Genomic DNA, 25226 nt, shown 5'->3' with positions numbered 1-25226 from the left:
ATCTGCCGACACCTCTTTGATATATATCAGATAAAATAGATTTTAAATTACATGTTTCTAAATAGATTATTTTTACCCCGGTGTCGGCCGCGGCTGTGCGCATGCTGAGAATCAATGCTGTACACCAGCAAGAACTTTCGTTTGGAATAGTTACCGTTAGGATCAGGCCCCGTGGCTGACACGATGGTGTGGGCGGGGCAGCCGTCCGTCGAGGAATCCGAACCCGGGACGGCGCAATCGAACAGACGTGGGGGCTGGACCGGGCCGATCGCGCTGATCGCGGGCCTATTGGGCGCATTGTTCGCGGTGGCAGTGCCGCTGCTGCCGGTGCGCGTGGACGCGGCGACGCTGAGCTGGCCGCAGTCCGGTTCCGCGCGCAGTATCGAGGCGCCGCTGATCTCCTATGCACCACTGACTTTCGACGCGACCCTGCCGTGTACGGCGATCAACCAGCTCAGCGCCAAGGGCGGCACGCTGGTGGCGACCGGACCCAATGGCGCACCGGATCTCGAGCGATACGGATTCGTCGCGCGTGTACAGGCAGCGGCGGATGCCCCGGCGCGGCTGGATGTGGTGCTGCGCAACCAGGCATTGCTCAGTCTGCCGGTGGCCGAGTTGGTTCCGGGCTGTGAACTCACCGTGCATGCCGACAACACCACGGCCACAGCCACTTTGGTCGGATTCGAGATGCCCGGGTTCCCGGCAGTGCTCAATGGCGACTATCGGCCGCAGATGGTCGGCATCTTCAGTGATCTGGCCGCGGCCGACGGTGCGCACGTCAGCGCCGAACTCGACACCCGATTCTCGTCCACGCCCACGCCGCTCAAGCGCGCGGCGATCTGGCTGGCGGTGCTGTGCACGATTGTTTCGCTGGTTGCGCTGTACCGACTCGATCGGCGCGATGGTCGGCGGGTGCGCCGCTTCCTGCCGCAGCGCTGGTGGACCTTCTCGCTGCTCGACGCCGTGGTGCTCGGCACCATGCTGGTCTGGTACTTCATCGGGTCGACGACCTCCGATGACGGCTACCAGTTCGGTATGGCGCGCGCCTCGGGCGTCGCGGGCTATATGGCCAACTACTTCGCCTACTTCGGGGTGCCCGAAAATCCGGTCGGCACACCGTATTACGACCTGATCCGGATCATGACGCAGATCAGCACCGCCAGCCCGTGGGTGCGGCTGCCCGCGCTGTGCTGCGGTGTGCTGATGTGGCTGCTGCTCAGCCGCGAGGTGGCGCCGCGGCTCGGCGTCGCGGTGCGGCGCAACCGCGTCGCGATGTGGACCGGTGCGCTGGGCTTCCTCACCATCTGGCTGGCCTATGACAACGGACTGCGTCCGGAACCGCCGGTGGCGCTGGGACTTCTGCTCACCTGGTGTCTGGTCGAGCGCGCCATCGCGACCCGGCGGTTGCTGCCCGCCGGATTCGCGATCCTGGTCGCGGCCTTCGCCTGTACCGCGGGGCCCTCCGGCGTCATCTGTATCGCGGCGCTGCTGGCCGGATTGCGGCCGGTCGCCCGAATCATCATGGCCCGCATCGACACTCGGGGTTCGGCGCGCGTACTCGGTTACGCGATGCTGCTCGCACCGCTGCTCGCCGCCGGTGCTGTCGCGCTGGCGATCATGTTCGCCGATCAGCCGCTGGCGGCGATGTTCGAGATGAAGCGCATCCATCACATCGTCGGCCCGGATGTCGAGTGGTTCAACGACTATCTGCGCTACCAGTACCTGTTCCAGGGTGAGACCGACGGCTCCGTCGGCCGCCGGATCGGCGTGCTCGCGATGTTCGCCGGGCTCATCGCATGCGTACTCGTGTTGCTGCGCAAGGGCGGTCGCATCCCGCTGACCGCCGCTGGCCCGACCCGGCGCATTCTCGGTGTCACCGTCGGCGCGCTGCTGCTGATCATGGTCACGCCCACCAAGTGGACCCATCACTTCGGTGTCTACGCGGGGGTGGCCGGAGCCGTCGCGATGGTGACCGCCATGGCGGTCGCACCGCGGGTGCTGCGCGCGCCGCGCTACCGGGCCCTATTCGCCGCGGCGGTCGCGTTCCTGCTCGCGCTGGTGTTCTCCGGTCCCAATAAGTGGTGGTATGTCTCGTCCTACGGCATTCCGTGGTGGGATAAGCCGCCGGTGATCGCCGGGCTCGAGCTGAACAAGCTGTTCCTGCTCGCCACCGTCGCATTGCTCGCGGTGGCCGCATGGTGGCATGTGCACGCACCGGAACCCGGTACGCCGCACAAGGTTTCGCGGTTCGCGTGGCGGGTGTCGGTGCTGCCGCCGCTGACTATCGCGCTGGCGCTGCTCGTGGTCTGGGATGTCGGCTCCTTCGCCAAGGCGGCCGTGGTCCAGGGGCCGGCCTTCTCGCTCGCACGCTCGAATATCGAGGCGCTGACCGGGAAGACGTCCGGTTTGGCTGGACACGTACTGGTCGAATCCGATCCCAATGCGGGCATGTTGCAGCCGCTGACCGGCGACGCTGTGAGCACGCTTACAGGCACCGGGACCGGATTCACCGGTGCGGGCGTGGCGGCCGATCTGCGTCCCGATGACGATTCGAGTCCGACCGGCAGTATCGCCGATGCGTTGAGCAGCAAGTCGGCCTCGGAGAACACCGCTGGAACCGCCTCTCCCGCACTGCCTTTCGGACTGAATCCGGCGACCACGCCGGTGCTGGGCAGCTACGGCTCCGGTGATGCGGGCCCCGCCGACCTGACCACCGGCTGGTACCGGCTTCCCGACCCTGGCGACCGCACCGGCATTATCGCGCTGACCGCGGCGGGCCGGATCAGGTCGGTCGATGCCGACGGTATCGTCACGCCCGGGCAGACCCTCGAAATCGAATACGGCGCAACCGATTCCGCGATCACCGCGCAGCCGATGGGCAAGGTCACCCCGATCGATATCGGACCGGCGCCGTCCTGGCGCAATCTGCGCGTGCCGTTCACCGAAATACCCACTGGCGCAGACGTTATCCGCATTGTCGCGATCGACCGCGACCGCAACCCCAAACAGTGGCTGGCCGTCACCCCGCCCCGCGTTCCGCAGACCAGAACGCTGAATGAGGTTGTCGGCTCGCAGGTCCCGGTCCTCACCGACTGGATGGTCGGCCTGCAATTCCCCAACCAGCGCCCCTACGACCACCGCGACAATATCGCCGAAGTCCCTGCCTACCGCATCCTCCCGGACCGTCCCGGCGCCGAGATCACCACGCTATGGCAGAGCCATGACGGCGGCGGGCCGCTCGGCTGGTCCAATATGCTGCTGCGTCCACGCACCCTCGCCACCTACCTCGACCAGGACTGGCGGCGGGATTGGGGTGAACTGCAACAACTGACCCGCATCGACCCCAAGGCCGATAGCGCCGAACCCGAGATCACCCAGCAGGATCATTCCGGGCTGTGGACCCCTGGTCACATCAATACCGCCTACTGACCTCGCATGAGGTCGATGCGCGGCTAATGGTTGACGCTGTTGGTGGCGATCCGGGTCGCGAGGGCGGCCAGGTCATCGGCGGTGAAACCCGGGTAGCCGTGCAGGATTTCGCGCCAAGGGGCGGGAATGGCGGTGGCGCCCCAGCGGGCGCCGAGCAGACCGCCCGCGATGGCGGCGGTGGTATCGGTGTCCCCGCCCGCGCGGACGCAGAGTTCCAGAGCGCGGGGGAGGTGCTCGGGGCCGGAGGCGTCGGCGGTGGTGATGGCCCACCAGGCGGTCTGGAGGGCGTGCACCACCCAGCCGTTGTTCGAAAAGTCTTGCGGGGTACCTGATTCGGCTTGGTCGAGCAGATAGGTCCAGTAGGCGGCGCTGGGCGAGTCGTCGACGAAGGCGCGGACGCCGTCGAAGGTTCCGGTGAGCACCGCGTGCCGAATCGCGGCGGTCCAGATCTTGCAGGCCTCGATCGCCTGCTGGTCGTGATGGGTCAGCGTGCCGATCGCACCGGCCATCCGAACGCATTCCGCGGCGTCACCGAGATAGGCGAGGGCGACCGGCGCGGTGCGCATGAGCGAACCGTTGCCGCCGGTCTTGCCGTGCAATGACATGGCCTGCGTCTGCATCTCCCTGGCCGAGCGCGGACGCACCGCGAGCACGGCGCGGGTCTGGATGCCGATATCGGGCGGATCGGTATCGAACCACCGGACGAATCCGGCGGCCACCTCGTCGAGATCGATGCCGGACCCCTGATCGGCCGCCAGCGCGATGGCGATCGCCATGGAGGTGTCATCGGTCCACTGTCCAGGGGCCCACCGGCACGGTCCGCCGCCGATCATATCGATCGCGACATGTGTTCCCGGCCATGTGAATTCGTAGCCCGCACCGAGCGCATCGCCCGCCGCGGTACCGAGCAGCACGCCCGCCGCCCGATCGAGTTGCGCATCGTCCAGCATCAGAGAAAACCTTCCGGTCCCGCGGTGATCGCGGCCAATGTACCCGATGACCAGGGCAATTCCGTCCTGTCGGTATCGACAAGTGACGCTGTACAAATCTGTGCCCACACCACGAAACCAGGACTGGGAATAGCCGGTCAGTCGCGATCTGCGAAAGTCGACGGCTCGGGTTCGGCGGCCCCGGTGCCCAGCCGCCCGCGCCGCCGCCCACGCACCAGCGCATCGGCGGTGAAGATCGCCAGTGCGGCCCAGATGAGCGCGAATCCGGCCCACCGCGACGCGGGCATGGACTCATGCGCGACGGCCACGCCCCAAGCCATCTGGAGCGCCGGAGTGAGGTACTGCAGCAGTCCCATGGTCGAGAGCGGAACCCGTTGAGCGGCAACGGCGAACAGCAGCAATGGCAACAGGGTGACCGGACCGGTCGAGATCATCAATCCGGAATGCCCTATGCCGCTGGCGAATTCACTGCGACCGGTCACCGCGAACACGATCACGAAGGTCAATGCGAACGGCGCGGCCACCAACCCCTCGGCAGCGATGCCGTGCAGCGCGTCCAGCGGCATCACCTTTTTCACCAGCCCATAGGTGGCGAATGAGCAGGCCAGTGCCAACGCGATGAGCGGCGGCCTGCCGTAGTCGACGGTGAGCACCGCGACCGCCAGCGCACCGAGTCCGAGCGCCACCCACTGCGCCCTGGCCAGGCGCTCACGGAAGATCAGCACACCGAATGCCACTGTCACCAGTGGATTGATGAAATAGCCGAGCGCGCACTCCACCACATGTCCGGAGGTGACGCCGTAGACGTACACGCCCCAGTTGATCGACAGCGCGGCGATGGCCACCGCGGCCATCCGCCAGGTCCGCGCGCCGATCCCACGCAGCCCACCCAGCCGGCCGGTCACCGCGAGCACGACCAGCACCAGCACCACGGTCCACAGGATTCGCTGCGCCACCACCTCGGCCGGGTTGGCGAAGGCCAGTAGCCCGAAGTATGCGGGGAACATGCCCCAGATCAAAAAGGCGCCGGTACCGAACACTACGCCGGGGACTGTTCCGCTTCGCTGCATCCTGCCGACGGTAGTTCTCGGTAGCCTTGCGGTCATGTCGATAACCGTGTCAAAGACGGCCGTCACCGGGCTGACCGCGGCGGAGGTCGAGCAGCGTCGCCGCGACGGGCGCACCAACGATGTGCCGGATCGGGCGAGCCGATCCGTGCGCGATATCGTCCGTGCCAACGTCTTCACCAGGATCAACGCTATCCTGGGCGTGCTGTTCATCCTGGTGCTCGCGACCGGTTCGATCATCGACGGCATGTTCGGTCTGCTGATCATCGCCAATAGCGCGGTCGGCATCATCCAGGAGATCCGCGCCAAGCGCACCCTGGACCAGCTGGCCATTGTCGGCCAGGCCAAGCCGACCGTGCGCCGCGACGGCAAGGCGCAGGAGGTCATGCCGAAGGAGGTCGTACTCGACGATCTGATCGAGCTCGGTCCCGGCGACCAGATCGTCGTCGATGGCGCCGTCGAGGAATCCGCACTGCTCGAGGTAGACGAATCGCTGCTCACCGGTGAGGCCGATCCGGTGGACAAGCCGGTCGGCGCGGCGGTGATGTCGGGCAGCTACGTCGTCTCCGGTTCCGGCGCCTACCGCGCGACCAAGGTCGGCAAGGACGCCTACGCGGCCGAACTGGCCGCGGAGGCCAGCAAGTTCACGCTGGTGAAGTCCGAGCTGCGCAGCGGTATCGACACCATCCTCAAGGTCATCACCTACCTGCTGATCCCGGCCGGTCTGCTCAGTATCTACAACCAGCTGTTCTCCAGTAAGGAGTCCTGGCAGCTCGCGGTGACCGGCATGGTCGCGGCACTGGTGCCGATGGTGCCCGAGGGGCTGGTGTTGATGACCTCGGTCGCGTTCGCGGTCGGTGTCGTGCGACTCGGCCGGCGCCAATGTCTGGTCCAGGAATTGCCCGCCATCGAGGGGCTGGCCCGGGTGGACGTGGTCTGCGCGGACAAGACCGGCACGCTCACCGAGAACGGGATGCGCCTGTCGGATATCAAGACGCTCGGCTCATTCGACGACGCCGAGGTGCGCCGGGCCCTGGCGGCCATGGCGGCCGACGATCCGCGCCCGAATGCGAGCGTGCAGGCGATCGGCGAGGAGCTGACCGATAAGCCGGATTGGCAGCACACCGCGGTTGCGCCGTTCTCCTCGGCGAAGAAGTGGAGCGGTTTCTCCTATGGCGAGCACGGCGACTGGCTGCTCGGTGCGCCCGATGTGCTGCTCGATCCGAGCTCCGAAGATGCCCGCATCGCAGAGGAACTCGGTTCCTCGGGTCTGCGCATTCTGCTGCTGGCGCGCAGCGACCGTCCGGTCGATGCCGCTGATGCTCCCGGCACCGTCGATCCCGCCGCGCTCGTCGTACTCGAGCAGAAGGTGCGTCCCGATGCCCGAGAAACCCTGGATTACTTCGCCAGCCAACAGGTTTCGATCAAGGTGATCTCCGGCGACAATGCCGTCTCGGTCGGCGCGGTGGCGTCCTCGCTGGATCTGCCCGGCGGCGGTCATCCGGTCGACGCCCGCGAATTGCCCGAGGACCGTGACGCGCTCGCCGATGTGCTGGAGCACGAGACCACCTTCGGTCGGGTGCGTCCGGATCAGAAGCGGGCCATGGTGGCCGCCTTGCAATCACGCGATCACACCGTCGCTATGACCGGTGACGGTGTGAACGACGTACTGGCGCTGAAGGATTCCGATATCGGCGTGGCGATGGGCTCGGGCAGTCCGGCCACCCGCGCGGTCGCGCAGATCGTCCTGCTGGACAACAAATTCGCCACGCTGCCGTATGTGGTCGGTGAGGGCCGCCGGGTGATCGGCAATATCGAGCGGGTCTCGAATCTGTTCCTCACCAAGACCGTGTACTCGGTACTGCTCGCCTTCCTGGTCGGTATCGCCGGTATCGGCTCGCAGATCTTCGATTACGATCCGATCGGATATCCGTTCCTGCCGCGGCATGTCACGATCGCGGCCTGGTTCACCATCGGCATCCCGGCCTTCATCCTGTCGCTGGCTCCGAACAATGAACGCGCCCGCTCCGGTTTCGTCTCACGCGTTATGCGTTTGGCGATTCCGTCCGGTGTGGTGATCGGCGTCGCCACCTTCGTCGCCTACCTGATCGCCTACGCGGGGCCGCATGCCACCCCGGAGCAGAAGGAGCAGGCGGGCACCACGGCGCTGATCACGCTGATCATGATCGCGGTGTGGGTGCTGGCCATCGTCGCGCGGCCGTATGTGTGGTGGAAGGTGGTGCTGATCGGCGCCTCGATCCTCGCCTATGTGCTGTTGTTCACAATTCCGTTCACCAGACATTTCTTCAAACTCGACCCGTCGAACGTCGGGCTCACCACCACGGCGTTCATCTGCGGGGCGGTCGGCATCGTGCTCGTCGAGGCCGCGTGGTGGATCGCCGCTGGTCGCGGCGAGAAGCACTCGCTACTTCCGAGCTCACCGGGCGGGGGTGCCTGAACAACTGGACGGGTGACTCGCCGCGCTGCGAGATACCTTGTGCGAAGCGATCATTCGGGGTTGGAGTACCTTCTCGACTATGGAGGTATTGCTGCACCAGATCGACGCGTTCGCCGACGCACCGTTCTCCGGCAACCCAGCCGCGGTCATGCCGCTGCCCACCTGGCTGCCGGACGAGCTGCTGCAACAGCTGGCCGAGGAGAACAACCTCGCCGAGACCGCCTTCTACACCTTCCAATTACCCGTCGAGGCGGGCGGGCCACCGGGGGAATGGCCCGCTTGCCACCTGCGCTGGTTCACCCCGACGATGGAGGTGGACATGTGCGGCCACGCCACCATGGCCACGGCCGCGCAGATCCTCGAGGACATCCACCCGGGCGAGGATCGGGTGAGCTTCTTCACGCGCAGCGGCTGGCTGCATGTCGACCGCACCGATGACGACGAATACGTACTCGACCTGCCCGCCTTGGAATCCAAGGAGGTCACGCCCGATCCCGCACTGGTGGACGCGCTCGGTGTGCGCCCGGTGCGCGCATACACCGGATTCGACGAGGTGATCGTGCTCGGCTCCGAACGCGAGGTGCGCGCGGCGCGGCCGAATTTCGCGGCCTTCCCGCCGCTCGCCTTCGACGCCGTGATCACCGCGCCCGGCGACACCGTCGACTTCGTCTCCCGGGTCTTCGGACCGGACCTCGGTGTGGTCGAGGATCCGGTCACGGGATCGGCACATGCCCAGCTGGTTCCGCTGTGGAGCCGCGAATTCGGTCGCACCCGACTCAGTGCGCGTCAGCTGTCCCGGCGCGGCGGCAGCCTGCGCTGTGAACTCGCCGGCGACCGGGTGCTGCTCATCGGACGGTGCCGTCGGTACCTGGATGGTGTTGTGACACTGCCGGATTGAAGCCGGCGGAGTCGATCGCATCGCCAACTGCACCGATAAGTGACACCGTGACTACTGATCCGGTACCGCGCCGTCGTCCGGACCGGGCAGGGCGAGGTCCTGGTACTCGGGCAGTAGCGGGACGATGGCGAAGCTGGTGGCGACCGCGTCTGCGGGTAGCGCCTGGACGGCGCGGATCCCGTTCTGGGCGGCCAGATTTCGGAGTTCGGAGAGTCGGCCGCGAACCACGAGACCGACGGTGCATGCGCATCCGGCGCGCAGGCGGGCCACCGATACCGCGGTGATGCGGCTGGTGCGCTCGTCGGCTGGGTGTTCGGCCAGCAACTGCCAGGCGGCGTTATCGGCGGAGGCGACCGCGACGGAATTGCCAGCGGGGAGTTGGACCGTGACGATCGGGGTGTGCACGCGGGGGATCGACACGTGGTGGCTGGCCGCGGCGATGCGCAGGCCGCCGCTGTGTGCCGGAATCTGGTTGGGGGTGAGCGGTTCGGTGAACGAGACCAGTGCCCAATGATCACTGGTGTCCGGGCCGGAGAGCGAATCCCGGGCCCGCGCAAGATAATCCGCGACCGGCTCGCCCCGTTCGGGGCCGAGCCGGTCGGTGGAGATGCCCGATGGACGTGGCGGGTTCAGCGCGCCGAGCAGCACGATGAGCACCGCGAACCCGACCGCCGCAATGGCGATCGCGATGCGGCGCAAGAGCATCGAGTCAGGCATTGCGCAGCACGTCGAGCGCGTGCTTCAGATCGTCCGGATACTCGCTGGTGATCTCCAGGTAGTGGCCGTCGGCCGGATGGTTGAACCCGAGCGAACGCGCGTGCAGCCATTGCCGTTCCAGGCCGAGCCGCTCCGCCAACCGCGGATCCGCACCATAGGTGAGATCACCACAGCATGGATGCCGGATCGCCGAGAAGTGCACCCGGATCTGGTGGGTACGACCGGTTTCCAGATGAATATCGAGCAGACTCGCCGCCTGAAAGGCCTCGACGGTGTCGTAGTGCGTAATGCTCGGTCGACCGTCCGCGGTCACCGCGAACTTCCAGGCGTCACCGCGGGCCCGGCCGATCGGCGCGTCGATGGTGCCGCTGCTCGGATCCGGATGTCCCTGCACCAGTGCGTGATACCGCTTATCGACGGTGCGCTGCTTGAATGCCCGCTTGAGCACCGTATACGCGTGCTCGGACTGCGCGACCACCATCACACCGGAGGTGCCGACATCGAGCCGGTGCACGATGCCCTGCCGTTCGTGCGCACCCGAGGTCGAGATGCGGTAGCCCGCCGCGGCCAGTCCGCCGACCACCGTCGGACCGGTCCAGCCGACGCCGGTATGCGCCGCGACGCCGACGGGTTTGTCCACCGCGACGATGTCATCGTCGGCGTAGAGGATTTTCATCCCCTCCACCGGGATCGCCTCGACGGTGAGTTCGCGCTTGGGTTCCGGAAACTCGACCTCGAGCCAGGCGCCCGCGACCAGGCGATCCGATTTGCCCGCGGCGACGCCGTCGAGCTGCACCGAACCCTCCTCGGCCAGGGTGGCAACGGCGGTGCGGGACAGGCCGAGCAGTCGGGACAGGCCGGCGTCCACGCGCATGCCGTCGAGCCCGTCGGGTACGGGCATGGTCCGCGTTTCCCTCATGCCTCCACCTCGCTGGCGCTCGGTTCCGGCATCAGCGATGCCCGCTGTGACATGATTCGCTCGCTCATGCCGCCGTCCCCTTGCTGCTGGCCGTGCCGTTGGCGCCATTGTCCGACGGTTCGTCCTCGGAGCTCGTGATGGTCTCGGTCGCGGCCTCCTCGGAGCGGCCGTGTCCGGTGCGTGAGCCGTCGGGCTCGAAACCGAAGACCGTCAACACCACCAAAAGGATCGCGCCGCAGACGATCGAGGAGTCGGCCAGGTTGAACACCGGCCACCAACCGACCGCGATGAAGTCCACCACATGGCCCTGCAGCGGTCCAGGCGCACGGAACAACCGGTCGACCAGATTGCCGAGCGCGCCGCCGAGCACCATGCCGAGGCCGATCGCCCACCACAGCGAGCGCAGCGTGCGGCCGATGCGGATCACGCCGATCACCACGGCCGCGGCGACCAGGGTCAGCAGCCAGGTCATGCCGGTCGCCATGGAGAACGCCGCGCCCGGGTTGCGCACCAGCGACAGCCGCGCGAAATCGCCGAAGATCGGCACCGGATCGCCCGGGGTGAGCTTCGCGACGACGATGGTCTTGGTGAGCAGGTCCAGACCGAGCAATACCGCGGCGATGATCAGTAGCGTGGGTAGCCGCAGCGGTGCGGCGGCCTTCCCGGAATCGGCGGTTGGCGTCGGTGTTTCTGTCTCGTCGCTGGGCGGCACCGCCCCATCGGCGGTGTTGTCCTCGGACGGCCGGTCATCACTCACGTCGACCATCATCTCTCGAGCGACCACCTGCCCTGCGCACGCGGTCACCTGCATGTCCCAGCTGACACTCAGGAAGCGGTCGTACTCTGATGCTCGTGACGGCATTGTCTTCCCCCCACATACCCCGAATGGCGCGCTCGGGTGTGTTGTTGATGGTGCTCGCGGTCGGACTGTCCGCGTTCGGCGTCGGCTGTAGTGACAGCTCCGATGCGCGCGTGGAAACCGACAGCACCGAGCCGCTCGGCATCGGAAAGGAAGTGACCGTGCCGATCTCGGCCGCGGTCGCCACCGTCGTCTCGACGGGAGAGGAGCCGCGGTCGCTGCTGCGTCCCGGCTATCCGGCGGGCACGGTGCAGCAGGTGACGTTGCGCACCGATCATCACATCGAGCAGCAGATCAATGATCAGCCGCCGAGCGACTTCTCCTCGCCAGCGCTGACGATTCCGATGACGGCGCAGACCAATGCCGATGGTGTCGAGCTGACCCTCGGCACCATCTCCACCCCGGATCCGTCGCTGGCCAAGGCGCTCACGGCCGCCGGTGGATCGCACGCCGGATTCGATATGAGCGACCTCGGTGCGATCACGGCGCTGCGGCTCGCCCCGTCACCGGACACCTCCAATGCCGCCCGTGCGGCCCTGGAACAGGCCTTCTATCAGGCGGTCTACCGTTCGATCACCTTTCCCGACCAGCCCGTCGGCGAGGGCGCTGTGTGGACGGTGCGCCAAGAGGTCGACGGGGGTGTCGCACTGGACCAGGTGACCACCGCGACGCTGACCAAGCGCGATGGCGACCGGCTGACCATCGAACTCGAGGTGACCCAGCAGCCGAAGTCGCCGGTGTGGACGCTGCCCAATAACGCGGGCACGCTCGACATCAAGGATTACGTCATGCAGGGCGCGGGCACGATCACCGTCGACCTCGGCTTGCCACTGCCGGTGGCCGGATCCATCACCGTCGGCGGGCACCAGGCCTACCGCGATCCGCGCAGCGCGAGCATGCTGCAGCAGACGATCAATACGCAGGTCACCTGGAACGAATGAGCGCGGCCTCCGGTTTGCGCAGCAGCCGCAGGTCGTGGGATCAAAGCGCCGATCCAGGCCTCTTTGTCGGATTCGAGGAATAGGCTCGCACCTGTCCGACAAACGCCTCGATCGGAGGTATTCGATGTCCGATGTCAAACCGATCCCTGACGGATATCCGGTGGTCTCGCCCGGGCTGGCGATTGATGGCGCGGCCGCCGCCATAGATTTCTACAAGCGCATCTTCGGCGCATCGGAGCGGATGCGCATGCCGGGACCGGAGGGCAAGGTCGCGCACTGCGAACTCATGTTCGGCAATTCGCTCGTCATGGTCGGCGATCCGGCTCCCGATATGGACTTCCTCGACCCGAAGACGGTCGGCGGCACACCGGTCAACCTGTATGTCTACGTCCAGGACGCCGATGCCGCCTTCGCCGCGGCCCTCGCGGCGGGCGCCAAGGAACTCACCCCCATGACGACCCAGTTCTACGGTGATCGCAGTGGTGCGTTCGAAGATCCGTGGGGTCACCGGTGGACCGTGGCCACCCATGTCGAAGATGTTCCGCCGGACGAGATGGACCGGCGGATGGCCGAACTGTTCGGCGGCGTCTGACTTGTGCCCGGGCTGGTAGGCCGCGCGGACATATGCCGCGCGGCCGGACTCGAGGTGCGGGGACCTACCCGAGTACGATCGAGTCGCCCTCGACGTCGACCGATTTCGGGGCGAGTGGCCGGGTGGCCGGACCGTTGACCACCGAGCCGTCGAGGCCGAATTTGCTGCCGTGGCAGGCGCAGTTGATGGTGCCGCCGGAAACACTGGCGACCTTGCAGCCCGCATGCGTACAGGTCGAGTCCAAGCCGACGAATGAACCGGCACTGGGTTGAGTCACCACTACATCGCCCTTGATCACACCGCCGCCGACCGGCACCTCGGAGGTGGTCGCGATCGCATTTTGCCCGGCGGGTGCTTTCTGTCCGGGCGGTCCCGCGGCGGGTGCGGGTGCTTGGGGCGTGTTTGCCTTGCCGTATGTGGTGCACGCGGTCAGCGCGGCCGCGGCGGCCGCGGCGCTCGCACCCGCGATCACGACGGTGCGGCGGTTGAGATGGGGATCATTGCTGGTCATAGCGAACTCCGATCAGAAGATTCAGAACGTGATGCCGTTGTGCTGGAAGAACCACAGGGCCGAGGTGAGCCACAGCCCGGTCAGTCCGGTCAGCACCAGACCGCCCGCGGCGGGAATCACCCAGCCGGGCAGGCCCTTTCGGGTCAGCAGCAGCATCTTGGCGACGAACGCGCCGTAGCAGAAGCAGCCGAGCAGGGAATGGATGAGCACGCGGTTCTCGTAGTCTTGAAAACCCAATGCGTACAGGCAGTGCACGGCGACGGGAACGGTGACGAGTACGGCCAGGCGGCCGGACCACACATGGGCGGCGCCGATCCACGACGGGGTCTTGGCGAAGAGCGCGTCGAGTTTGCCGTACATGGCCAGCGCCGAGAGGAATTGGAACAGCGCGAGTGCGATGGCGAGCGTGGCCAGCCAGGTCTTCACCGCAACCGGACTGGAGAATCCGGCCACATTGATCGAAAAGAACCGTGGCTCATGCTGTTTCGCGTATACGCCGAGCAGTACCGATACCGCCGCGCCGACGAGCAGCGGTAGGACGATGGCCGCCGCTGATGCCCGGCCCGGATTCGCCCGGATCGTCGGCGCTTCCCGATCAGCCGACACTGTCACCACCACTTATCTTGTTCGCCGTGATCTTCTTGCCATTGACGACGGCCGTCGCATCGGGCGCGAGGGTGACCGCAGGTGCGGTGGAGCCGTCCGGATTGCGCTGCACGCCGGTGACCCCGCCGTCGGCGTCGACGATCCAGCTCTGGCGAGTCCCGGCCTCGCTGTAGATATAGAGCCCGGCGGGCGGTTGTACCGGGTTAGCGGTGTAGTTCCACTGCTTGCCGCCGATCCAGAGGGTGCCCCGCACCGACTTGCCGTCGAAGGCGCCGGTCAATGTGGCGTCGTCCTTGCCGGTGAGCTGCAACCCGTTCGTCGTGCTGCCACGCAGCCAGGATTCGATCGCTTTGCCGTCACAGGCGTAGGCGATGGCCTTATCGCCCGCGACGGTGATCTCCAGCGTGACGGTGCCGCCGGAGGCGAGCGGGATCTTGCCCACGTAGTCGGCCTTGGCCGGGAAGGGCGCGGCCGTGGGGGTCGTGGTGCTAGGCGGTGCCTGCGTCGTGGGTGCGGTGGTGGTTGCCACCGTGTTCGTCTTCGCCGTCGACGGTTCGGTGTCCTTGGACATATTGATGGCCAAGAGGATGAGGCCGAGTGCGGCCACTGCCGCCAGCGTGAGCCACGGTCCCAGTCGTTTCATAGGATCTCCTCGATGAGCGGCCGCAGGTGCCGCTGTTCGAATTGTCTACGTGGCAGACCCACCCAGCGGTTCAAACCGGCATTCGCGGCAACCGTCGAGCGGCGTGTCACCGAGCGTGTCGGTTCTTACCGATCGGTCAGTGAGGTGAGCCTGCTAGCAGGGCGAATCCGTTGCGGTCAGATGCTGTCGGAATCCGCGGAGCGCGACTGCCGAGCGGTACCAGCATCGGCGGTCGGAGCGTGGAAACCGCGGCGTGTGAGGTCCGGTGGATCCGGCCACAATCGCCGATGTGGTTGCGCGCCTGGTGGATCGGTCGCTGGTACACGTCCGGACGGCGGTACCGACTGCTGGAATCGGTGGCGGCGTTCAGTGAGCAGAGGATGTCACCGGGCGGGCTGAGGTGTCGCTGTCATACTGGTGATCGCGGCGGCGAGGTCTCTCGCTTGCGCTGGAGTCAGGTCGGCACCGGCGGCGTGGGCTGCGGTAAAGGCTGAATCACCCAGGGCGGCAATGATTTTGGCGGTGGGTCGGTCGATGTCGTGGCGTTCGGCGGGCAGCAGAGGGATGCCGTTGGTGATGCGGATGGCCTCGGAGGTGCCAAGGAGGGTTGCGGCGGTTTCGTATTCGCCCAGTTCGGTGGCCGCGGCGGCCAGGGCGGCAATGGCGAAGGTGGTGTCGCGGGGAGCGGCGATGCGGTGGGCGCCGTCGAGGGCGGACAGGTGCAGGGCGAGGGCGGCGGTCGGGTCGCGTTGTTCGAGGACATAGCCGAGTTCGACCTGGAGCATGGGCAGGAACAGGGGTGTTTCCGCCTCGTCGGCGGGGGTCGACTCCAGCAGTTCGCGCAGGATGCGTTCGGCGAGGTCCGGATTGCCGTCGCGACGGGCTGTGAAGGCCGCAACGATGGAGGCGAACAGGCGACCGGGAGCGTAACCGTGTTCGGCGGCGACGCGCAACGCCTGGTCGGCGAGGGCCGCGGCGCGGTCGAATTCGGTGTGCTGCATGCAGATCCAGCCGAGCCAGCACAGATGGGTGCAGACCTGCCCCCACAGCTCCAGCTCCTGCGCCAAACCCAGTGCGTCGGCGTGGATTTCCATCGCGCCGCGCAGATCGCCGGTCAATTCGGCCAGCCCGCCCAGCCATTCGGCCGCCTGCAGGCGACCCCAGCGGTCATCGATTTCGGCGAAGATGTGGGCAGCTGCGCGGGCATGCCGCTCCAAGGCGGGCAGGTCGACGCGGCTGTGCGCCGCCTTGGCCAGCGCCACATGCGCGGTCGCGACGGCCCACCGGTCACCGAGCTGTGCACCGACCGGGAGCGCCTGTTCGATGACCGCCTCCAGCTCGGGGAGATCACCGGATTCCAAGGCGGAGAAGGCAACGAACAATGCCGCCCGCGCCCGCCCCACCGGATTGTCGACGCTATCGAAGGCGGCGAACACCTCCGCCCGCCGCGCCGCCCCATCGGCGAATTCGCCCTGCTGGAAGGCGAACCCGAGATCCCACGCCAGTGCGCGGGCCCGCAATTCGGCCGAACTGCTCTGGCCGGAGTCGGTCAATGCCAGGGCGGCGGCGAGCCAGCGGCGCGCTTCCCCGAATCGGCCGCGCAGGAGCCAGTACCATGCGAGGGCATTGACCAGGCGCAAGGCGTGTTCCGCGTCCGCCACGTGCACGAACCGATCCAGTGCGGTGCGCAGATTCGCGCTTTCGCTGTCGAGTCGGCGTAGCCAGCGTTGCTGGTCCGCGCCGTAGAGTTCGGGTTCGGCCTGCTCGGCGAGGTGCAGGTAGTACAGGTGGTGCGCGCGGTACACCGCCTCGAGTTCACCCGCCTCCGCGAGCCGGTCCAGACTGAACGCCGCCACCGATTCCAGCAGTCGGTACCGCCGTCCGGACGTGTGTACCAGCGACCGATCCACCAGGCGCGCAACCACATCGGCGATTGTGGCCGGATCCAGCCGGACCGGTGGGAACGCGGTGTGACCGCCGTCCGCCGCAGTGTCGACATCGATCCGGCCAAGGGCGATAGCGCCCGCGTCGCGGATGGCCGAGTCCGGCCCGGTCGCCTCGTGTTCGGCGGGGCGGGTGCTGGCCGCGCGATCGTCGTTCGGCGCAGGAGGGGCGAGACCGGCGTCGGTACCGCCGCCATTCGCCCAGCCGAGACCGGTCGTCAGGGTCCCGTCGGCACGCGATCGGATGCCACCAGCGGGGAATGCTGCGGTGCGGCCGTGCGCGGTGGCTATTGGGTTTGCGGCGCATACGGTTTCGGCGGCATCGAGGGTGCAGCTGCCCGTGTGCACCGCCAAGCGGCGCAGCACCGTACGTTCGGTGTCGTCGAGCAGCCCCCAGCTCCAGTCGATCATGGCGGTGAGTGTCTGCTGTCGCGGCGGGGCACCGCGGTGCCCGGTGGCCAGCAGGCGGAAACGGTCGTCGAGGCGGGCCACCATTTCGTGCACGCCGAGGGCGCGGACTCGGGTTGCGGCCAGTTCCAAGGCCAGTGGAATGCCGTCGAGTCGACGGCACAGGATGGCAACGGATTCGGCGGTGTCGGCGTCGAGGGTGAAATTGCGGTCGCTCGCTCGGGCACGTGTGACGAAAAACTCTACAGCACTGGACTTTTCGACTTCGGCGAGACCGGCGTCGGCAGCGGGTACGGCCAATGGTTCGACCGCGACGATATCCTCACCGGGCAGCCGCAATTGTTCGCGGCTGGTCGCCAGGATGTGCAGCTTCGGTGCCGCGCCGAGTAGCAGTTCGGCGAGGTCGGCCGCGTGGTCGACGACGTGTTCGCAATTGTCCAGGACCAGCAGCAATTCCTGATCGGCCAATACCTCGCACAGCAGGTCCGTCGGATCGGCGCCATCGGTGGCGCGGATACCGAGCACCTGCGATACCACCTCGGCCAGCCAGGAGGTGGCGTCGGTCGAGGTCGGCTGCAATGGCGCGAGCTCGATCAGCCAAGTGCCATGTGGGAAGCGCTCTTTCAGCCCGGCGGCGGTCGCCAGCGCCAAGCGGGTCTTGCCGACGCCGCCGGGTCCGGTCAGCGTCACCAGCCTGGTCTCGGATACCGCCTCGCGCAGTCGCGCCACAGCCTCGTCCCGCCCGATCAATGCGGTGCGCTGGGCCGGGATATTGGAGCTGCGCCGCCGGACCACGTGCTCCGGTCGCGGTGCGGCGACCTCCAGCTCCTGACCGAGGATCGAGCGCTGCAGCGCAACGAGTTCCGGGCTCGGATCCAGACCGAGTTCATCATCGAGATGGCGGCGCAGATCCTCGTAGCTCGCCAGTGCCTCGGCCTGGCGTCCGGCACCGTAGAGTGCACGCAGTAGTGCGGCCCGAAGTCGTTCGCGCAGTGGATGTTCGCGCACGAATACCGCGAGATCGCCAGCGACTTCACGATATTCACCGAGCGAAAGCCGTGCCTCGGCCAACTCCTCCACCGCGACCAGGCGCTGCTCCTCGAGCTGTGCAATGACCGGTCCGGCGAATTCGGCATCGCGGAAGTCGGCGAATGCGGGTCCACGCCACAATCCCAGCGCCTCGGTGAGTGCCGCGACGCGGGCGGCCGTATCGGTGGCGGCACGCGCCGTGGCGATCAGCGAGCGGAACCGCAGCGCGTCCACCTCGGCACCGACCAGCCGGTACCCGGGCGGCGGTGACACCACCAGATCGCGTCCGCCGGGTTCGGCATCCTCGAGCGCCCTGCGCAATTGTGACGCCTTCGCGGCCAGCGTGCCCGCCGGATTGCCCGGCGGATCCGCGGCCCAGATGTCATCGACGAGCCGATCCGCCGACACCGGTTGACCACCGGCGACCAGCAGATCCGCCAGCAGTGCACGCACCTTCGCACCCGGAATCGGCACCACGGTGCCGGCATCGGTCCACACCGTCAACGCACCGAGCACACCGAAACGCATGTGCGCAGCTTAGCGGGGTACCACCGTCCGGAAGCGGACCGTAAACAAACCGGAAGGCCACGCGCCCAGAGTTGGTGACAACGCAGGAACACCGACCAGGGAGCCCGATATGAAACTCACCACCGCGATCGCCACGACCATCGCAGCCACCGTGACCGCACTGCTCACCGGCTGCGGATCCGAGAGCGCGAAGGCCCCGGCTCCCGGCGCCTACGCCGACGTCAACGGCCTGCACATGTACTACGAGGTGCACGGCCCCGCCACTGATCAGCCCCCGCTGGTCCTGCTGCACGGTGCGCTCTCGGGCATCGGCACCGATTTCGGCCAGCTGATCCCGGAACTGTCCAGGACCCGGCGCGTCATTGCGATCGAACAGCAGGCGCACGGCCACACCGCCGATATCGACCGCCCGCTGCGCTATGAGCAGATGGCCGAGGATACCGTCGCCCTGCTGCACAGCATCGGCGTGCAGCGCGCCGATATCTTCGGCTACAGCATGGGCGGTGGCGTCGCACTGCAGATCGCGCTCACCCATCCGGACCTGGTGCGCAAGCAGATCATCGCCGCCGCCAGCCTCGATGTGAACGGCATTAAACCCGGTCTGATGGAGGGCATTGCCGACATTCAGCCCGAAATGCTCTACGGCACACCGTTCCACAATGACTACCTCGCGAATGCGCCTCGCCCCGAAGACTTCCCGCGCTTGGTCGCCAAGGTCGGCGAACAGGATAAGAACGCGACCCCGACCTTCCCGGTCGAGGCCGTCCGCCGGATCACATCGCCGACATTGACGATGGTCGGTGACGCCGACATCATCCGGCCCGAGCATGCCGTCGAAATGTTCCGTGTCTTCGGCGGTGGCGCGATGGGCGACACTCCGGCGGGACTGCCGAACGCACAGCTGGCGATCCTGCCCGGCACCTCGCACGTCACCCTGGTACACCGCCCCGACCTGCTGCTGTCCATCGTTCCGGCATTCCTCGACGCGCCGATCAAGGCCGCACCGTGACCGAGCGCGCGATCGAGGCGTTACCTCGTGCGCAGTCCGGGGTAGCGCATCAGCGCCTGCGCATCGCGATGATCATCGGCTCCACCCGCACCGGCCGCTTCGGTCCGACAGTTGCCGAATGGGTCGCCGGTCGTATCCATCGCCGCCGCGACCTCGACCTGGACACCATTGACCTCGCCACCGCCGGACTGCCCGATCAGCTGACCGAGCCGACTCCCGCGCCGGTGCGCGAACTCGGGCGGCGCCTGGCCGCTGCCGACGCCTTCATCGTCGTCACCCCCGAATACAACGGCAGCTTCCCGGCCGCGCTGAAGAACGCGATCGACTGGTTCGATGTGGAATGGGCGGCCAAACCGGTCACCGTCGTCAGCTACGGCCGCGACTCCGACGGCAGCCGCGTAACCGCCCAGCTGCGCCAGATATTCGGAGAACTCAACGCCGTCCCGATCCGCCGCACCGTCCCGGTCGCGCGGGCATGGCAGCGCTTCGCCGCCGACGGCAGCTGGCCCCGCCGCGATCCCGAACTCGATGCGGCGGTAGGTGTCACGTTGGACCAACTCACCTGGTGGGCAACGGCTTTGCGGGCAGCCCGCCTGCGGGACGCCTTCGTCGTCTAGCAGGCCTGGTGCGGTGCGGGCATGCGGTGGGCGAGCAGAAAACGCATCAGGTTGCGCTGGACCTCGATGCCCCCGTCGTCCTGAACAATGCGCGCACCGATCACGTGCTCGGAGAGCAGCGGTGTGGTGAATTGCGCCAGTTCACATCCGCGCGGACTGTCGTAGTGCTCGGCGGTGAGTGGGATCGGGAGACCCGGTCCGGCGGCGAGAGCGTCCTGACGCGTCGGCACGGTCGGCACCGAACCCGGATCCGCGAGGTTATCGGCCTCGCGCCATTGCGCGAGGTTGCTGCGGCCGATCACGTAGTTGCTGATCTCGTCGAAGAGGGACTGTAGAAAATACGTCGGCATCGTGCGGGCGCGAGTACCCATCGCGTCGATGATCAGCTGGCCACCGAGCTCGGATCGGTAGGGCGCACCGGCCATCGGCGCGATCGCCGCATAGAGGTCCGGGTAGGTGGCGCCCAAATTGGTGGTCATCGCACCACCGGCGGAGTACCCGCCGAGATAGACGCGCGAGCGATCGAGTTGGAATTCATCGATGACCGTGGTGGTGATGCCCGCGATGATGGACGGCTCGCCCTGGCCGCGTTCGCGGTTCTCGGCTTTGTCCCAGTTCCAGCAGAATTCCTTATTGGCCGCCTGGTCCTGGATCGGATAGGCGAGCACGAAACCCATTTCGTCGGCGACCCGGGTGAGCGAGAAGCCGGTCGGCTGGCCGTCGGTGAGCGGGTCGCTGCAGCCGTGCAGGTACACCATCAGCGGCCTACCCGCACTGCTGCCCGGCGGTACATGCAGGTAGTAGCAGCGGGTGCCCGCGGCATTGGTGTAACAGCGTTTATCGATCTGGGCTTGTGCGCGCGGTGCACCGAGCAGCAGCGAAGTGGTGGCGATCAGGAAGGCGCCGACGACAGCGCAGAGACGGGTCGCGGCAATTCGCACGTCGGGAATACTAGCCGGGCACTGAACTTCTGCGGCAATCGTGTGTCCGGCGACGCGGCAGGGCGGACCCGGTCCCCCTCATCATTGCGGTGGCCGGGTCCGCCCGGGAACGTCGCCTAACTGCGCGCGATGGCCTCGAAGACCTTCGGATCGACGAGGGTCGACGTATCGCCGAGTTCGCGACCCTCTGCGATATCGCGGAGTAGGCGGCGCATGATCTTGCCGCTGCGGGTTTTCGGGAGTTCCGGGACGATATGGATTTCCCTGGGGCGGGCAATGGGGCTGATCTCCTGGGAGACAGCGGCTTTCAGCTCACCGATCAGCACATCGCCGGAATTGTGCGCACCCGCGGTGAGGATGACGAAGGCGACGATGGCCTGGCCGGTGGTGGCATCGTTCGCACCGACCACCGCGGCCTCCGCGACCGACGCATATCCGACGAGCGCGGATTCCACCTCGGCGGTGGAGATGCGGTGTCCGGAGACATTCATGACATCGTCGACGCGGCCCAGCACCCAGAGATCGCCGTCGTCGTCGAGCTTGGCGCCGTCACCGGCGAAATACCAACCGCGCTCGGCGAATCGGTCCCAGTAGGTCTCGCGGAACCGATCCATATCGCCCCAGATGCCGCGCAGCATCGAGGGCCACGGCTGATCCAGTACCAGCAGTCCGGAACGGCCGTGTTCGAGTTCGACGCCGTCGTCATCGACGATCTTCGCGGAGATGCCGGGCAGCGGGGTCATGGCCGCACCCGGTTTGGCGGCCGTGACACCGGGCAGCGGGGAGATCATGATGGCTCCGGTCTCGGTCTGCCACCAGGTGTCCACAATCGGAGTCCGGTTGCCGCCCAGCACCTCTCGGTACCAGCGCCAGGCCTCCGGATTGATCGGCTCGCCGACGCTGCCGAGCAGCCGGATGCTGGACAGATCGTGCGCGTCCGGAATCTCGCGGCCCCACTTCATGAAGGTCCGCACGAGTGTGGGTGCGGTGTAATAGATGGTGACGCCGTACTTTTCGATGATGTCGAAATGCCGGTGCTCATCGGGAGAGTTGGGTGTGCCCTCGTAGACGACCTGGGTGGTGCGGTTCGACAGCGGTCCGTAGACGATGTAGGTGTGTCCGGTGACCCAGCCGATATCGGCGGTGCACCAGTAGACGTCCTGTCCCGCTTTGTGGTCGAAGACGTTGTGGTGGGTGTAGGACGCCTGGGTCAGGTAGCCGCCGGTGGTGTGCAGAATGCCCTTGGGCTTTCCGGTGGTGCCGGAGGTGTAGAGGATGAACAGCGGATGTTCGGCGTCGAAGGCCTGCGGTGTGTGTTCGGGGCTGGCCTGTGCGATGGTCTCGTGCCACCACAGATCGCGGCCCTCGGTCCACGGCACCTCGATATCGGTGCGTCGCACCACCAGTACGTGCTCAACGCTGTGTCCATTTTCGCCCGAGCGGGGGCCCTCCGTGGTTACGCGGGCTTCCTCCTCCGGGCCCTGACCGCTCGGGCGGGGCGGCACATCGCCGTGGGCGTAGAGCGCCTCGTCGACGGCTTCCTTCAGCGGTGCGGACTTTCCGCGCCGCCACTGTCCGTCGGTGGTGATGATGAGCCGGGCGCTCGCGTCATCGACGCGTTGGCGCAGGGCGGTGGGGGAGAAGCCGGCGAATACCACCGAATGGGTGAGGCCCAGTCGCGCACAGGCCAGCATCGATACGATCGCCTCGGGGACCATCGGCATATAGATGGCGACCCGATCGCCGGGCTCGAGTCCGAGTTCGGTGAGGTAGTTGGCGGCCCGGGACACCTCGGCCAGCAGTTCGGCGTAGGTGATATCGCGGGAGTCGCCCGGTTCGCCCTCCCAGTGTATGGCGACCTGGTCGCCGTGCCCGTCGAGTACATGGCGGTCCACGCAGTTGTAGGCGACGTTGAGCTTGCCGTCGACGAACCACTTCGCGACGGGCGCGTCACTCCAATCCAGGACCTGGGTCCATGGCTGATCCCAGTGCAACCGCCGAGCCTGCTCGGCCCAGAACGCGTCGCGATCCGCCGCGGCCCGCTCGTAGATCGACGCGTCGGTGTTCGCGGCTGCGGCGAACTCCTCGCTCGGTGGGTACGACTCCCGGTAGTCGGCGGTGGTATCGGTCATCTTGTCTCTTCCTTCACGTAGCCCGTGGTGCTGGCAGTCGCGGTCGAATTCGACAGTAACCAACTGTGACCCGCACCGCGTCCGGTGTGTCCAACGGGTTTCCATCCCGTCACGACAGCGGGTATCCTGCGCGATCCGCTGACAAACCGGCCCTCCGGTCGCTATCGTCATAGACCAACCAGCTCCGGACACCGGAAGCCCCAACGGAGGCATACTTCCGGCAGATGTCCGTTTTCTCGTGAATCTTTAGCGTGTTTCGCCGATGTTGCCGGATTGGTAACAAGTGGAACGAACCTCGGTCAATCCGGTGACAAGTCTGCTTCGAATGGCTAACGTCCCAGGCATTCCAAGGCGGATCGAGTCGCGCATGCGTGGTCGCGGATCCCCTTTGCTTGTCTCGAGGAGAACGCGTTGAGATTCAACAGAGCTACAGCGTTGACTGCGGCAGTCGTACTGGCCACAAGCCTGGGACTGTCCGCATGTTCGTCCAGCGATAGTGCCGATGCCGACATCGTCACGACGAACGCCGGGGAGCCGCAGAACCCATTGGTACCGACCAATACCAATGAGAATATGGGCGGCCGGGTGGTGGACCGGCTGTTCGCGGGTCTGAAGTACTACGACGGCAAGGGTGTCGCGCACGACGAGATGGCCGAGTCGATCAAGACCCCCGACCGCAAGAGTTACACCATCACCATCAAGCCGGACTGGAAGTTCACCGACGGCACCACGGTGACGGCGAAGTCGTTCGTCGACGCCTGGAACTATGGCGCCCTCGGCACCAATGGCCAGTTGCAGAGCTACGCGTTCACCCCGATCGTCGGATTCGACGAGGTATCTGCGGAAAAGCCAACGGCTCAGACGATGTCGGGTCTGAAGGTGGTCGACGACCGGACCTTCACCGTCCAGCTGAAGTCGCCGTCCATCGACTTCGAGACCGAACTCGGCTACGCGCCGTTCTATCCGCTGCCCGAGGCCGCGTTCAAGGATATGAAGGCCTTCGGTGAGAACCCGATCGGCAACGGTCCCTACAAGTTCCAGACCTGGGAACACAACGTCAAGATCGATCTGGCGCCCAACCAGGACTACAAGGGCGGCCGCCCGGCCAAGAACAAGGGCCTGCGCTTCGTCATGTACCAGTCGTTCGACACCGCGTACTCGGATCTGCAGGCGGGCAATCTCGATACCCTGGACACAATTCCGGACAGCGCGCTGACCTCCTTCAAGAAGGACCTCGGCGATCGCGCGATCCTCGAGCCGTCCGCGCAGAACCAGCACATCGGCGTCCAGGGCAATGTCCCGCATTTCGGTGGTGAGGAGGGTCTGCTGCGCCGCAAGGCCATCTCCATGGCGATCAACCGGCAGCAGATCTGCGACACCATCTTCAACGGCACCAAGATCCCGGCCCGTGACTTCACTTCGAGCACGCTGCCCGGATTCGACGGGAACCTGCCCGGCTCGGAGATGTTGAAGTACAACCCCGAAGAGGCCAAGAAGCTCTGGGCGCAGGCCGATGCCATTTCGCCATGGTCGGGGCGCTACGAGATCGCCTACAACTCCGACGGCGGCCACCAGGCGTGGGTCGAGGCCGTGGCCAACAGCGTCAAGAACACCCTCGGTATCGACGCCGTCGCCACGCCGTACCCGACCTTCAAGAACATCCGAGATCTGGTGAACCAGAAGACGATCGGCAAGTCCTTCCGCTACGGCTGGCAGGGCGACTACCCGACGATGCTGCAGTTCCTCACCTCGCAGTACTACAGCTACTCCGAGACCAATAACGTCGACTACAAGAGCCCCGAATTCGACCACCTGCTCGATGCCGCGCTCGCCGCGCCGACACTGCCGGAGTCGTACAAGATCGTGGCGCAGGCGCAGGCGTTGCTGATCAAGGACATGGCCGATATCCCGGTGCTGGACTACCTCGCCGCAGCGGGACGTTCGGACAAGGTCAAGAAGGCCGATCTGGCCTGGAACGGCCTGTTCGACTTCGAGAACATCGAGAAGTAGCCGCTCGGCGCCGACCGTG

General features: G+C 66.5%; 19 protein-coding genes. 8 read left to right on the top strand and 11 right to left on the bottom strand.

Annotated elements, in window-relative coordinates; translation table 11 throughout:
* Window positions 1-171 precede the first annotated feature (171 nt).
* Window positions 172-3429, top strand: coding sequence for an arabinosyltransferase domain-containing protein (locus ABZW16_RS33690; RefSeq protein ID WP_354960147.1), 3258 nt, complete (start codon window positions 172-174; stop codon window positions 3427-3429).
* Window positions 3430-3452: 23 nt separating this feature from the next.
* Here ABZW16_RS33690 and ABZW16_RS33685 read toward each other — a convergent pair whose 3' ends face one another.
* Together ABZW16_RS33685 and rarD are read right to left on the bottom strand one after the other, a co-directional pair.
* Window positions 3453-4379: an ADP-ribosylglycohydrolase family protein gene (locus ABZW16_RS33685; RefSeq protein WP_354960146.1), complete on the bottom strand. Its 927-nt coding sequence runs from the start codon at window positions 4377-4379 to the stop codon at window positions 3453-3455.
* A 137-nt stretch (window positions 4380-4516) separates the two neighbouring features.
* Window positions 4517-5449, bottom strand: coding sequence for an EamA family transporter RarD (rarD, locus tag ABZW16_RS33680; RefSeq protein ID WP_354960145.1), 933 nt, complete (start codon window positions 5447-5449; stop codon window positions 4517-4519).
* A 34-nt stretch (window positions 5450-5483) separates the two neighbouring features.
* Here rarD and ABZW16_RS33675 point away from each other — a divergent pair, with 34 nt between their 5' ends.
* Both ABZW16_RS33675 and ABZW16_RS33670 read left to right on the top strand, forming a co-directional pair.
* Window positions 5484-7904 (top strand): HAD-IC family P-type ATPase, encoded by a 2421-nt coding sequence (locus ABZW16_RS33675; protein WP_354960144.1) that lies wholly within the window; start codon window positions 5484-5486, stop codon window positions 7902-7904.
* Window positions 7905-7983: 79 nt separating this feature from the next.
* Window positions 7984-8802: a PhzF family phenazine biosynthesis protein gene (locus tag ABZW16_RS33670; RefSeq protein ID WP_354960143.1), complete on the top strand. Its 819-nt coding sequence runs from the start codon at window positions 7984-7986 to the stop codon at window positions 8800-8802.
* 51 nt (window positions 8803-8853) lie between these two features.
* Here ABZW16_RS33670 and ABZW16_RS33665 read toward each other — a convergent pair whose 3' ends face one another.
* From ABZW16_RS33665 to lspA, 3 genes are all read right to left on the bottom strand, one after another.
* A complete protein-coding gene (locus ABZW16_RS33665) occupies window positions 8854-9519 on the bottom strand; it encodes a hypothetical protein (RefSeq protein ID WP_354960142.1) in 666 nt (221 codons plus the stop codon).
* On the bottom strand, window positions 9512-10438 hold the full coding sequence (locus ABZW16_RS33660) for an RluA family pseudouridine synthase (RefSeq protein WP_354960141.1): 927 nt from the start codon (window positions 10436-10438) through the stop codon (window positions 9512-9514). The genes ABZW16_RS33665 and ABZW16_RS33660 overlap by 8 nt, the downstream gene beginning before the upstream one ends.
* Before the next feature lie 64 nt (window positions 10439-10502).
* The gene (lspA, locus tag ABZW16_RS33655; RefSeq protein WP_354960149.1) at window positions 10503-11207 is read right to left on the bottom strand and encodes a signal peptidase II; all 705 of its coding nucleotides are present in this window, start codon (window positions 11205-11207) and stop codon (window positions 10503-10505) included.
* A gap of 77 nt (window positions 11208-11284) precedes the next feature.
* Here lspA and ABZW16_RS33650 point away from each other — a divergent pair, with 77 nt between their 5' ends.
* A complete protein-coding gene (locus tag ABZW16_RS33650) occupies window positions 11285-12238 on the top strand; it encodes a hypothetical protein (protein WP_354960140.1) in 954 nt (317 codons plus the stop codon).
* Window positions 12239-12362: 124 nt separating this feature from the next.
* On the top strand, window positions 12363-12830 hold the full coding sequence (locus tag ABZW16_RS33645; protein WP_354960139.1) for a VOC family protein: 468 nt from the start codon (window positions 12363-12365) through the stop codon (window positions 12828-12830).
* 64 nt (window positions 12831-12894) lie between these two features.
* On the opposite strand, the gene ABZW16_RS33640 is transcribed toward ABZW16_RS33645, so the two are convergent.
* From ABZW16_RS33640 to ABZW16_RS33625, 4 genes are all read right to left on the bottom strand, one after another.
* On the bottom strand, window positions 12895-13341 hold the full coding sequence (locus ABZW16_RS33640; protein ID WP_354960138.1) for a Rieske (2Fe-2S) protein: 447 nt from the start codon (window positions 13339-13341) through the stop codon (window positions 12895-12897).
* A gap of 21 nt (window positions 13342-13362) precedes the next feature.
* The gene (locus ABZW16_RS33635) at window positions 13363-13947 is read right to left on the bottom strand and encodes a DUF6529 family protein (protein ID WP_354960137.1); all 585 of its coding nucleotides are present in this window, start codon (window positions 13945-13947) and stop codon (window positions 13363-13365) included.
* Complete coding sequence (locus ABZW16_RS33630; protein ID WP_354960136.1) at window positions 13937-14590, bottom strand: hypothetical protein; 654 nt, start codon at window positions 14588-14590, stop codon at window positions 13937-13939. The genes ABZW16_RS33635 and ABZW16_RS33630 overlap by 11 nt, the downstream gene beginning before the upstream one ends.
* A 383-nt stretch (window positions 14591-14973) precedes the next feature.
* On the bottom strand, window positions 14974-18498 hold the full coding sequence (locus tag ABZW16_RS33625; RefSeq protein WP_354960135.1) for a BTAD domain-containing putative transcriptional regulator: 3525 nt from the start codon (window positions 18496-18498) through the stop codon (window positions 14974-14976).
* A 109-nt stretch (window positions 18499-18607) separates the two neighbouring features.
* On the opposite strand from ABZW16_RS33625, the gene ABZW16_RS33620 reads away from it, so the two are divergent.
* Both ABZW16_RS33620 and ABZW16_RS33615 read left to right on the top strand, forming a co-directional pair.
* Entirely contained in the window at window positions 18608-19507 is a 900-nt protein-coding gene (locus ABZW16_RS33620) for an alpha/beta hydrolase (protein ID WP_354960134.1), read from the top strand.
* Between the two features lie 68 nt (window positions 19508-19575).
* Window positions 19576-20124 carry an NAD(P)H-dependent oxidoreductase gene (locus ABZW16_RS33615; RefSeq protein WP_354960148.1) on the top strand — a complete coding sequence of 183 codons (549 nt, stop codon included), beginning with the start codon at window positions 19576-19578 and terminating at the stop codon, window positions 20122-20124.
* Here ABZW16_RS33615 and ABZW16_RS33610 read toward each other — a convergent pair.
* Both ABZW16_RS33610 and ABZW16_RS33605 read right to left on the bottom strand, forming a co-directional pair.
* A complete protein-coding gene (locus ABZW16_RS33610; RefSeq protein WP_354960133.1) occupies window positions 20121-21065 on the bottom strand; it encodes a PHB depolymerase family esterase in 945 nt (314 codons plus the stop codon). The genes ABZW16_RS33615 and ABZW16_RS33610 overlap by 4 nt on opposite strands.
* 116 nt (window positions 21066-21181) lie before the next feature.
* Window positions 21182-23197 carry an acetate--CoA ligase gene (locus ABZW16_RS33605; RefSeq protein WP_354960132.1) on the bottom strand — a complete coding sequence of 672 codons (2016 nt, stop codon included), beginning with the start codon at window positions 23195-23197 and terminating at the stop codon, window positions 21182-21184.
* A 411-nt stretch (window positions 23198-23608) separates the two neighbouring features.
* Between ABZW16_RS33605 and ABZW16_RS33600 the strand changes: the two genes are divergently transcribed.
* Window positions 23609-25207 carry an ABC transporter substrate-binding protein gene (locus ABZW16_RS33600; protein ID WP_354960131.1) on the top strand — a complete coding sequence of 533 codons (1599 nt, stop codon included), beginning with the start codon at window positions 23609-23611 and terminating at the stop codon, window positions 25205-25207.
* Window positions 25208-25226 lie beyond the last annotated feature (19 nt).

The sequence above is a fragment of the Nocardia sp. NPDC004604 genome (assembly GCF_040609795.1).
GTDB lineage: Bacteria > Actinomycetota > Actinomycetes > Mycobacteriales > Mycobacteriaceae > Nocardia.
Note: the sequence above shows the minus strand (reverse complement) of the source record. Positions and strands in the feature narration are given on the sequence as shown.

What these genes read in the sequence shown, in the direction of transcription:
- ABZW16_RS33685 (WP_354960146.1), bottom strand. Translation starts at nt 4,379, where the DNA reads ATGCTGGACGATGCGCAACTCGATCGGGCGGCGGGCGTGCTGCTCGGT.
- rarD (WP_354960145.1), bottom strand. Translation starts at nt 5,449, where the DNA reads ATGCAGCGAAGCGGAACAGTCCCCGGCGTAGTGTTCGGTACCGGCGCC.
- ABZW16_RS33675 (WP_354960144.1), top strand. Translation starts at nt 5,484, where the DNA reads ATGTCGATAACCGTGTCAAAGACGGCCGTCACCGGGCTGACCGCGGCG.
- ABZW16_RS33670 (WP_354960143.1), top strand. Translation starts at nt 7,984, where the DNA reads ATGGAGGTATTGCTGCACCAGATCGACGCGTTCGCCGACGCACCGTTC.
- ABZW16_RS33665 (WP_354960142.1), bottom strand. Translation starts at nt 9,519, where the DNA reads ATGCCTGACTCGATGCTCTTGCGCCGCATCGCGATCGCCATTGCGGCG.
- ABZW16_RS33660 (WP_354960141.1), bottom strand. Translation starts at nt 10,438, where the DNA reads ATGAGGGAAACGCGGACCATGCCCGTACCCGACGGGCTCGACGGCATG.
- lspA (WP_354960149.1), bottom strand. Translation starts at nt 11,207, where the DNA reads ATGATGGTCGACGTGAGTGATGACCGGCCGTCCGAGGACAACACCGCC.
- ABZW16_RS33650 (WP_354960140.1), top strand. Translation starts at nt 11,285, where the DNA reads ATGCTCGTGACGGCATTGTCTTCCCCCCACATACCCCGAATGGCGCGC.
- ABZW16_RS33645 (WP_354960139.1), top strand. Translation starts at nt 12,363, where the DNA reads ATGTCCGATGTCAAACCGATCCCTGACGGATATCCGGTGGTCTCGCCC.
- ABZW16_RS33640 (WP_354960138.1), bottom strand. Translation starts at nt 13,341, where the DNA reads ATGACCAGCAATGATCCCCATCTCAACCGCCGCACCGTCGTGATCGCG.
- ABZW16_RS33630 (WP_354960136.1), bottom strand. Translation starts at nt 14,590, where the DNA reads ATGAAACGACTGGGACCGTGGCTCACGCTGGCGGCAGTGGCCGCACTC.
- ABZW16_RS33625 (WP_354960135.1), bottom strand. Translation starts at nt 18,498, where the DNA reads ATGCGTTTCGGTGTGCTCGGTGCGTTGACGGTGTGGACCGATGCCGGC.
- ABZW16_RS33620 (WP_354960134.1), top strand. Translation starts at nt 18,608, where the DNA reads ATGAAACTCACCACCGCGATCGCCACGACCATCGCAGCCACCGTGACC.
- ABZW16_RS33615 (WP_354960148.1), top strand. Translation starts at nt 19,576, where the DNA reads ATGATCATCGGCTCCACCCGCACCGGCCGCTTCGGTCCGACAGTTGCC.
- ABZW16_RS33605 (WP_354960132.1), bottom strand. Translation starts at nt 23,197, where the DNA reads ATGACCGATACCACCGCCGACTACCGGGAGTCGTACCCACCGAGCGAG.